The sequence below is a fragment of the Vibrio sp. V43_P6S15P86 genome (genome assembly GCF_009904725.1).
Taxonomy (GTDB): domain Bacteria; phylum Pseudomonadota; class Gammaproteobacteria; order Enterobacterales; family Vibrionaceae; genus Vibrio; species Vibrio diabolicus.
In genome coordinates this window covers 17,920-27,714 of the sequence record NZ_WXWT01000015.1, presented here as the reverse complement: position 1 = coordinate 27,714, position 9,795 = coordinate 17,920, and the positions used below count along the sequence as shown (strand labels likewise).

General features: G+C 43.7%; 8 protein-coding genes. 6 read left to right on the top strand and 2 right to left on the bottom strand.

Annotated elements, in window-relative coordinates; genetic code table 11:
* The first annotated feature begins 233 nt into the window (after nt 1-233).
* The 4 genes from CAG69_RS01020 to CAG69_RS01005 all read left to right on the top strand — a co-directional run bounded on the left by CAG69_RS01020 (nt 234) and on the right by CAG69_RS01005 (nt 5,435).
* Nucleotides 234-1,487, top strand: a complete 1,254-nt coding sequence (locus tag CAG69_RS01020) for an aromatic amino acid transport family protein (RefSeq protein WP_005396901.1) — start codon at nt 234-236, stop codon at nt 1,485-1,487.
* Nucleotides 1,488-1,585: 98 nt separating this feature from the next.
* Nucleotides 1,586-2,947 carry an L-serine ammonia-lyase gene (locus CAG69_RS01015; protein WP_005396900.1) on the top strand — a complete coding sequence of 454 codons (1,362 nt, stop codon included), beginning with the start codon at nt 1,586-1,588 and terminating at the stop codon, nt 2,945-2,947.
* A 210-nt stretch (nt 2,948-3,157) separates the two neighbouring features.
* Nucleotides 3,158-4,873, top strand: coding sequence for a cyclic di-GMP phosphodiesterase TpdA (gene tpdA, locus CAG69_RS01010; RefSeq protein WP_065646579.1), 1,716 nt, complete (start codon nt 3,158-3,160; stop codon nt 4,871-4,873).
* 94 nt (nt 4,874-4,967) lie between these two features.
* Entirely contained in the window at nt 4,968-5,435 is a 468-nt protein-coding gene (locus tag CAG69_RS01005; protein ID WP_161442276.1) for a GNAT family N-acetyltransferase, read from the top strand.
* Nucleotides 5,436-5,525: 90 nt separating this feature from the next.
* On the opposite strand, the gene queD is transcribed toward CAG69_RS01005, so the two are convergent.
* Nucleotides 5,526-5,888, bottom strand: coding sequence for a 6-carboxytetrahydropterin synthase QueD (gene queD / locus CAG69_RS01000; protein WP_005376896.1), 363 nt, complete (start codon nt 5,886-5,888; stop codon nt 5,526-5,528).
* Between the two features lie 291 nt (nt 5,889-6,179).
* On the opposite strand from queD, the gene CAG69_RS00995 reads away from it, so the two are divergent.
* Both CAG69_RS00995 and asnS read left to right on the top strand, forming a co-directional pair.
* Nucleotides 6,180-7,805: a methyl-accepting chemotaxis protein gene (locus CAG69_RS00995; RefSeq protein ID WP_161442273.1), complete on the top strand. Its 1,626-nt coding sequence runs from the start codon at nt 6,180-6,182 to the stop codon at nt 7,803-7,805.
* Nucleotides 7,806-7,993: 188 nt separating this feature from the next.
* Nucleotides 7,994-9,394, top strand: coding sequence for an asparagine--tRNA ligase (gene asnS, locus CAG69_RS00990; protein WP_046876186.1), 1,401 nt, complete (start codon nt 7,994-7,996; stop codon nt 9,392-9,394).
* 100 nt (nt 9,395-9,494) lie between these two features.
* Here the strand turns inward: asnS and CAG69_RS00985 are convergent, their stop codons facing one another.
* Entirely contained in the window at nt 9,495-9,713 is a 219-nt protein-coding gene (locus CAG69_RS00985) for a hypothetical protein (protein WP_161442272.1), read from the bottom strand.
* Nucleotides 9,714-9,795: the final 82 nt, after the last annotated feature.

Here is a 9,795-nt window from a genome sequence, read left to right as displayed (position 1 = left end):
CAAACGCTTGCGGTGAAATAAATTTATACAAACAGCTCTATTGATAAGTTTTTCTAATTTTACTCATTAGCAGAAATCACGAGTAGCACATCATTTTCGTGATAAAAAGCAGGTTTTTGACATATCATTCAATAAGCGTAAGCAATAAATGATTTAGATCTAATTTTCCTAGTGTAAAATCTTGCAAAATTACTCCCGACTTATTTCCTGTTCCCAAAATGAGTAACTAAAAAATGAATACAACTACTTCTGCGGTTTCTACCGCACAATCGTCTAGTAAGTTTTCTTACAAAGACTTTACCTGGTGTCTGTCCCTTTTTGGTACGGCAGTAGGTGCCGGTGTACTATTCCTTCCTATTAAAGCAGGTGCAGGTGGCTTTTGGCCATTAGTAATCCTAGCCCTAATCGCAGCACCAATGACTTGGTTCGCACACAAATCTTTAGCTCGCTTCGTTCTTTCTGCGAAAAACCCAGAAGCGGACATCACTGACACAGTAGAAGAGCACTTTGGTAAGACCGGTGCAAACCTTATTACGTTCGCTTACTTCTTCGCTATCTACCCAATCGTACTTATCTACGGTGTTGGTATCACAAACACGGTTGACTCTTTCCTAGTTAACCAAATGGGTATGGAATCTATTCCTCGCTGGCTACTTTCCGGTGCACTTATCGCTGCAATGACAGCGGGCGTAGTGTTCGGTAAAGAGCTTATGCTGAAAGCAACTTCAGCGATGGTTTATCCTCTAGTGTTCATCCTACTAGCGCTCTCTGTGTACCTAATTCCTGGTTGGAACACTTCAATGATGGAAGTATCACCTGACTGGGGTGCAATGCCAGCTATCGTATGGCTAGCAATCCCTGTTATCGTGTTCTCTTTCAACCACAGCCCAATCATTTCTCAGTTCTCTAAAGAACAACGTCGTGTATACGGTGATGACGCAGTTAAGAAAACTGACGCTATCACTGGTGGCGCAGCAATGATGCTAATGGGCTTTGTAATGTTCTTCGTTTTCTCTGTTGTGCTTTCTCTGTCTCCAGAGCAACTAGCAACAGCACAAGAGCAAAACATTTCTGTTCTTTCTTACCTAGCAAACGTTCATGAGTCTCCACTGATCTCTTACTTAGGTCCACTGGTTGCTTTCGCGGCTATCACTTCTAGCTACTTTGGCCACTTCCTAGGTGCGCATGAAGGTCTAGTTGGTCTAGTGAAATCTCGTTCAAAATCACCAGTAAGCAAGATCGAGAAGATGTCTCTTATCTTCATCGTAATCACAACTTGGATCGTTGCTATCGTTAACCCAAGCATCCTAGGTATGATTGAAACAATGGGCGCACCGATGATTGCGGCAATCCTATTCTTGATGCCTATCTTCGCAATGCAAAAAGTTCCAGCGATGGCTAAGTACAAAACTTCAGCACCTGTGCAAATTTTCACAGCAATCTGTGGTCTTGCTGCCATTAGTTCTGTAATCTACGGCGCTCTTTAATCATCCCTGCCCTAGCACGGTATGATTAATCCAAAAATATAACGATAAAATTAAGCCTCCCAACTCCCCTTGGGAGGCTTTCTTCTGAGGTAATCGATATGATTAGTGTTTTTGATATCTATAAAATCGGTGTTGGACCTTCAAGCTCACACACTGTAGGCCCAATGAAAGCGGGTAAAGAGTTTATTGATGATCTTCGCGCAATGGGAAAACTGCGCGACATCACTAAAATCACCGTTGACGTTTATGGATCACTATCACTGACAGGGAAAGGTCACCACACAGATATTGCTATCATCATGGGTCTTGCAGGCAACACTCCTGAGAAAGTTGATATCGATTCTATCCCGGGCTTTATCGCTCGCGTAGAAGAAACTGAACGCCTTCCTGTTGGCATGCACTGTCACACAGTATCGTTCCCACGTGAAGGTGGAATGAACTTCCACAAAACAAACCTTGAGTTACACGAAAACGGCATGCAAATCCACGCTTGGATTGATGACGAAAAAGCGTACTCAAAAACTTACTACTCTATCGGCGGTGGTTTCATCGTTGATGAAGAAAACTTCGGTAAAGAAGTTGAGAACCCAGTAAAAGTTCCTTACCCGTTTACAACGGCAGAAGAGCTTGTAAAGCAATGTCATGAAAGCGGCCTGTCTATCAGTGCGCTAACCATGAAAAATGAACATGCGCTTCATTCTGACGAAGAAACTCGTACTTACTTCGCAAACATCTGGCGTACAATGCGCGAATGTATGGATCGCGGTATGAACGAAGAAGGCATTCTGCCTGGTCCACTACGCGTGCCTCGTCGTGCGGCAGCACTTCGTCAGCAACTGCTTACTTCTGAAAAAACAACAAACGATCCAATGTCTGTTGTTGACTGGGTAAACATGTTTGCTTTTGCAGTAAATGAAGAGAACGCAGCAGGTGGTCGTGTTGTAACTGCGCCGACTAACGGTGCATGTGGCATCATCCCTGCGGTACTGGCTTACTATGACAAGTTTATTCAAACCGTAACTGAGAAAGACTACATCCGTTACTTCGCAGCTTCTGGTGCAATTGGCGGCCTTTACAAGCGTAACGCGTCTATCTCTGGTGCAGAAGTTGGCTGTCAGGGCGAAGTTGGCGTGGCATGTTCTATGGCAGCAGCGGGCCTTGCTGAGCTTATGGGTGGTAGCCCAGAGCAAGTATGTATGGCGGCTGAAATTGCGATGGAGCACAACCTAGGTCTAACTTGCGACCCGGTTGCAGGTCAGGTTCAGGTTCCATGTATCGAGCGTAATGGTATTGCAGCTGTAAAAGCAATCAACTCAACTCGTATGGCACTGCGTCGTTCTTCTGCTCCTACTGTTTCTCTAGATAAAGTTATCGAAACCATGCTAGAGACAGGTAAAGACATGAACGCGAAATACCGTGAGACTTCTCAAGGCGGCCTAGCAGTAAAAGTTATCTGTTAATAAGCCTTGCTGAATATCGACGAAACCCGAGCCGCTGCTCGGGTTTTTTATACCTAATTAACCATGAGTAATGGGTTGCTACGCCCAGCATAAAAAAACCTAAAACCTTGAATATATCCAATTATTATGGATATCCCCGTAAAAAATCACATCCCTCTCCTAGCTTTATTGATAACGTAGCCAAAAATTAAACTTGGAGCACACCAACACATGATTAGGTTTGAAATTGGAAACCAAATCTGCGTTTGCTTGTCCGAAAACGAAATATCTTTAGAGCTCAATCAATCACTCCACCACTCCATTCCTGTCAACCCAAATGAGTACGCCATTCTGTCAACCATCGCCAAATACGGCAGCTTAAATACGCCAATTAGCCAGCGATTGATAGAAAGCAAAATCACTCAACAATACAAAATGACACTGCCTGAAAATGGCTTTAAAAACGCGGTGGCCGCTCTAAGAAAGAAATTTCGCAAGCTCACGGAAGAACACGTAACCACAAAAAAAAATATTATCGAAAATATTCACCGGACCGGATACTTCATCCCTTTTACTATGCAAAACAACCATCAGAATGGCATCGACCATCAACACAAGATCAATCAATACACAACAAACAGCCTTGGCAAAGCCCTTCGTATTTGTCTGCGTAATAAAAAGATCTATTCAGATACGCTGTGGGTCGTGTTGATCACAGCGATCATTTTCTTTGCCATCTGTTATTACGCGATAAACAGCATTGTGAAACATAATTATCTGGATAACGCCTTCGAAATTGCAGAAAACCTTTCCCAAAAGAGCTGCTTTGCTGATGAAAGAGAATTGAAGTCGCTCTTTGATAATGTAAAGCTGGTCGAGTCGAGCATGATGCTGGACCGCTTCAATATCCGGTGTTTAGTCACCCCAGAAACCGTTGTCCCTGTCAGCAAAAAAGCATTTGAAGAGTGGAGTAATAATAGCAATTATACGACCCAATCATTTGACTTGAATAACGCGACCGTTTTGGTTCGTGTCAAAAACATTAACTTATCCGACAACGTTGAAAATCATATTTCGCGTTTTTTTCTTTCCGGCATGAAGCTATCAACCAATACAGGGACCTCTTTAGAAATTGGTAACACCAATGAACGCTTTTTCAACTATCACGTGAAGAACAGCGGCTATAAAGAGGTGTATTACATCTCTGGACCGTTTCAAAGTATCATTTTATTAAGCTTGCTGTTTCTCATAATACTGCGTCATCGCTCCCTACAAGCCTTTATGGCTTATTTGTGTGCAATTCGACAATTTAAAATCAAATTGGAGCCGATTTATGACACTTCAGCGCAAAAGATTGTGCATTACGAAGCGCTTTCGCGGTTTAAGGTAAAAAATACGCAACGGTTTATTGAGACACTGATCCGAAATGGGCTGCTCCTTACTCATACCTTACTGGTGATAGAGTCCATCTATACTAAGCACAAAGCGTTGCCTATTCCTATCAGTATCAATATTTGTCCTTCTTTGCTGAGAGGACGCAACTTTTCAATCCTACACAGAGAACTATCTAACCGAGATTGTCGTTTGCTGACGATTGAAATCACGGAAAATGCATCGATGTACTATACCTCCGAGATTTATGGCAATGTCGCGAAACTAAAAGCACTGGATTGTAAAATCAGTATCGATGACTTTGGCACTGGCAACAACAACGTGTCGCTCATCAGTAAAATCAATCCAGATTATTTGAAAATAGATCGGGAATTTGTGATTGGTTTAAAGTCAGACGATAAGAAAGTGGAAACGTTGCGTCAGTTAATCGCCATGGGAAATACGTATCGGTGTACCGTCATTGTTGAAGGTGTAGAAACCGCCGATAGCGCTCACTTACTCACAACATTAGGCGCCTATATTCACCAAGGTTATTATTATCCTCTGCATTTCTAGCTTTTCTTAACCTCGTGAGTTACTTAAACTAGAGGGAATACTCTATTAAAGTTCGTGGCGACATGAGGATATGCCGCCAATTTGTGGTTGAACGATGATTGCTATTAAACCCACCAAACTGAAAGATTTTTCGAGTTTGATGCAATTGGATGTGCAGGAAGAGCAGAAAGGATTTTCTACGCCGTTTGAAGTGGCTTATCAAAAACGCAATAAGTCTGAAGCGTTCTTTACGATTTATTCTGACGATCTATTAGTTGGCTATCTTGTTATCGATAAAGGCTTCTCCCAACATGCACCCTTTGCCAAAAGGCACGAACTGGGGCTCAAGTACTTGATGGTTGATCGACATTTCCAACGCCAAGGGGTTGGGAGTGAAGCGTTACGCAAACTGTTCGTTTATGCGTATACCATTGATCCTGAAAGCACCTCTCTTTGCGTCACTGTGCCACAGAGTCAGCAATACGCTATCAGTTTTCTTGATGCGTGTGGATTCATCAATACAGAGAAAACAACGTTTGGTGAGAACGAAAAAGAGTGGATTTTACGTCATCCACTGAGCTAGCAAGAAAAGTATAAAAAATAGGGAATATCCAGATACAACAAAGGCAAGCTCATGGCTTGCCTTTGTCTTCAATGCTCAATAAAAAGTGACTTATTCACCTTTGTAAATACAACCGGCTGTGCACGTTTCTTTGATTTCTACTTTGCTTAGCAACGGTAAACTTGGCTTAAGCTGTTGCCAAATCCATTTTGCTAGCACTTCGCTCGTCGGATTCTCCAACCCTTCAATGTCGTTCAGGTAATAATGGTCTAAACGATTGTAAATTGGTTTGAATGCCGCTTTGATTTCAGCGAAATCCACTACCCAACCAGTATGCGGGTCTACCTCACCTTCTACATAAAGACGAACTAAGAAAGAGTGTCCATGCAAACGACCACACTTATGGCCTTCAGGTACATGTGGCAAGTGATGTGCCGCTTCGAACATAAACTCTTTGTACAATTCTGTTTTCATCTTGATTCTCAGGCTTTAAAAAGACACGCAATACTAAGGAATTCACTGCTAACAGACAAGTGCTACTCAATACAAGCGTAGCAAAACGCCGTTTGTTCTCAGCGAAAATAATTAAACCTTTGTCCTGATCGTCGTATTTCTGTCATGCGCCAAACATTTGATTACACAGCACTCACATCACAATTACATATCCCCAACATGAGTGGGGTCACAATCATTCATTTCGTTGATCGCAGTGTGCATTTGTGCACATTAAGATTGTGCAGTTCGTTCCAATTACACTTATAAATTATGCGCTCAACTATCACTTTTAAGCTCTTGCTCGCGTTAATTGCCGTCTTCAGCTGTGTTCTGGCTGCCTCTACGGCTTATCAATACCATCAACAAAAAACCTTAATCAATGATGTTCTCAGTGAACAGCTTCATGATAAGGCCAGTAATTATTTCGATAGCCTAAACATGATGATGCTAACAGGCACCATGTCGCAAAAAGAAACCTTGCGAAAAAAAGCACTCGCTCAAGAAGGGATGGAAGAAGTTCGCGTGTTGCGGGCCGATACCGTAACCAAGCTTTACGGACCAGGACAAGCAAACCAACAACCGGTCGATGATATTGACCAACGAGCTTTAAATGGCGAACTGGTCATTGAGCCAATTTCAGCCGATTGGGGGAACGGACTGGTTGTCGCGCTACCAATGAAATCAAGCGAAAATTATCGTGGCACCAACTGCGTTTCTTGCCATGTAGCACCAGAAGGCGAAGTATTGGGCGCGATTCGTTTGGAATACAACATGAACCACGTCAATTCAATGATCAATAAACAGGCAATGTTTGCGATGGGAATAATGGCCGTTATCGCGTTTGTTGGTTTTATTATAACGATGAGTTTGATTCGTAAGATCATTGTTCGCCCAATACAAAAAACGTCGCAATTCATGGCGAATGTGAGCCATAGTAAAGATCTATCTCAACGACTTGTTCATCACCAAAAAGATGAGGTAGGCCAACTTTCTACCGCGATTAATTCGTTTATGGATACGGTATCCGAGAGTTTAGAGCGTGTACAAGACACCTCCCACTCTCTTGCCAATTCAGCCAGTCAGTTAACGGATGTTGCACAATCAACAGACAAAGCGGCCAATAATCAACAATTGGAAACCAGTGACGTACAAAGCAACATTACCGACATGTTGCAGCAACAAACCGCCGTTGAAGACTCGACCAATAACGCTACAGCTCTAGTCAACCACACCGTTGATGTTGCTACTCACAGCGCAAGCCAAGCACACAGCGTGAGCGAAGACATCAAACACTTGGTGAGCAATATTGACGGCGTACGGGAAAAAATCAGTTCGTTAAACCAAAGAACCGAAGAAGTATCATCAATTCTTGGGGTCATTAAAGGCATTGCAGAACAAACCAACCTGCTCGCGTTGAATGCTGCAATTGAAGCCGCCCGAGCCGGAGAGCAAGGACGCGGTTTTGCCGTCGTCGCAGAGGAAGTGCGTAACCTAGCTTCTCGGACCGCCGAAGCCACGGGCAACATTGAGCATATCATTTCTCAATTCCAGCAAGGGAGTGAAGAGTCCTTAGCCTCTGTGGATACTGTCTGCCAGTTTGCTCACCAACGCTCTGTCGATGTCGAGACACTTTCAGTCACGATGCATAACGTTGTCGATGAAATGCATCAAGTTCTGAAACATGCGGAAAACATTCAAAGCCAGACGCAAACCACATCCGACGTCAGTCAGCGTATTCAATCCAAAATTGATGTGATCACACTGCATGCTGACGACACATCGCAATCAGCATCGCACACGCGTGATATTAGTGTTGATTTAGAGCATCTATCCGAACGTTTAGAGCAATTACTTAACCAATTCACACTTTCAGAGCATCAAAGAGTGAATAAATAGAGAGATTCTCCCCATCAAAATGAATATAAAGGTTGATGCGAGCGAATTGACAGGTAATATGTCTCGTTGAATCTGTAAAATGCTACCCAACTCAGCACTTAGCTTGTTTTTTGAACAAAAATGTTATTAGACAAGCACTTTAATAAGTGTTGGGTTGAATTTTTACCTCAATGGAGAATATTGAAAACATGACTTACGCGCCTGTATCAGACGTATTGAAAGGTCAGCTAGCAGTAGACAGCGAAGTGACTGTTCGTGGCTGGATCCGTTCACGTCGTGATTCCAAAGCTGGAATCTCTTTCCTTGCCATATATGACGGCTCTTGTTTCGACCCGATTCAGGCCGTGGTCCCAAATAATCTTAATAATTACGAAGACGAAGTACTAAAGCTAACGACTGGCTGCTCTGTTGAAGTAACTGGTAAGATTGTTGAATCTCCTGCAAAGGGCCAAGACTTCGAACTTGCTGCCACTGGCGTTAAAGTGGTTGGCTGGGTTGAAGACGCTGAAACTTACCCGATGGCAAAAACTCGTCACTCTATCGAGTACCTACGTGAAGTTGCGCACCTACGTCCGCGAACAAACGTAATCGGTGCGGTAGCTCGTGTACGTAACTGCCTATCTCAAGCGATCCACCGCTTCTACCACGAGCAAGGTTACTTCTGGGTATCTGCACCACTAATTACAGCTTCAGATGCTGAAGGTGCAGGTGAAATGTTCCGCGTTTCTACGTTAGACATGGAAAACCTGCCTCGTACAGACGCTGGCAAAGTAGACTACAACGAAGACTTCTTCGGTAAAGAAACTTTTCTTACGGTATCTGGTCAGCTAAACGCGGAAGCTTACGCTTGTGCACTAAGCAAGGTTTACACTTTCGGCCCTACTTTCCGTGCTGAAAACTCAAACACAAGCCGCCACCTAGCAGAGTTCTGGATGGTTGAGCCTGAAGTTGCGTTTGCAGAACTGGACGACGTTGCGAAACTGGCTGAAGACATGCTTAAGTACGTATTCAAAGCAGTACTTGAAGAGCGTCGCGATGACCTTGAGTTCTTTGCTCAGCGCATCGACAAAGAAGCCGTTAGCCGTCTAGAGAACTTTGTTTCTTCTGACTTCGCACAAGTTGACTACACTGACGCGATCCAAATCCTGTTGGATTCTGGCCGTGAGTTCGAATTCCCAGTTGAGTGGGGTATCGATATGTCATCTGAGCACGAGCGTTTCCTAGCGGAAGAGCACTTCAAAGCGCCGGTAATCGTTAAGAACTACCCGAAAGACATCAAAGCATTCTACATGCGTATGAACGATGATGGTAAGACGGTAGCGGCAATGGACGTTCTAGCACCTGGCATCGGTGAAATCATCGGTGGTTCTCAGCGTGAAGAGCGTCTAGACGTACTGGATGCACGTATGCGCGAAATGGGTATCGACCCTGAGCACATGAGCTGGTACCGCGACTTGCGTCGTTACGGCACAGTGCCACACGCAGGCTTTGGTCTAGGCTTTGAGCGTCTAGTATCTTACGTAACAGGCATGGGCAACGTTCGTGACGTGATTCCATTCCCACGTACGCCTCGCTCTGCGAACTTCTAATCACTTTTTAGTGAGACAGAATTAGAAAGACCTCCCTAGTGGAGGTCTTTTATTTTGTGCTCAACCGTCAATACCATCTGCTAAGTAACTCAAGCTTGAGTTAGTCTTCTTCCTTATCTCTGTCCGCTTTTTCAGCGTACTTTACGCCCACAATACATAAGCCAAACATTACGAAAGGGATCACGGCCGCGGTGTACTCTGTCCATGCCATATGAGAGAAAGATTTCGCCAAAATGAGATGCGCAAATATCAGTAAAAACGCACTAAAAATAGCAACGGCGATTAACCTTAACTCATGCTTAACCAACTGCTTTTTCATCTTAAATCCTGCTTAATCATCCAAGGTCTTTCGACCTGAATAATGATTGAAGCACAATTTGCAAAAATGGCGCTGATACAGT

What these genes read in the sequence shown, in the direction of transcription:
- CAG69_RS00985 (WP_161442272.1), bottom strand. Translation starts at nt 9,713, where the DNA reads ATGAAAAAGCAGTTGGTTAAGCATGAGTTAAGGTTAATCGCCGTTGCT.
- queD (WP_005376896.1), bottom strand. Translation starts at nt 5,888, where the DNA reads ATGAAAACAGAATTGTACAAAGAGTTTATGTTCGAAGCGGCACATCAC.
- asnS (WP_046876186.1), top strand. Translation starts at nt 7,994, where the DNA reads ATGACTTACGCGCCTGTATCAGACGTATTGAAAGGTCAGCTAGCAGTA.
- CAG69_RS01020 (WP_005396901.1), top strand. Translation starts at nt 234, where the DNA reads ATGAATACAACTACTTCTGCGGTTTCTACCGCACAATCGTCTAGTAAG.
- CAG69_RS01015 (WP_005396900.1), top strand. Translation starts at nt 1,586, where the DNA reads ATGATTAGTGTTTTTGATATCTATAAAATCGGTGTTGGACCTTCAAGC.
- tpdA (WP_065646579.1), top strand. Translation starts at nt 3,158, where the DNA reads ATGATTAGGTTTGAAATTGGAAACCAAATCTGCGTTTGCTTGTCCGAA.
- CAG69_RS01005 (WP_161442276.1), top strand. Translation starts at nt 4,968, where the DNA reads ATGATTGCTATTAAACCCACCAAACTGAAAGATTTTTCGAGTTTGATG.
- CAG69_RS00995 (WP_161442273.1), top strand. Translation starts at nt 6,180, where the DNA reads ATGCGCTCAACTATCACTTTTAAGCTCTTGCTCGCGTTAATTGCCGTC.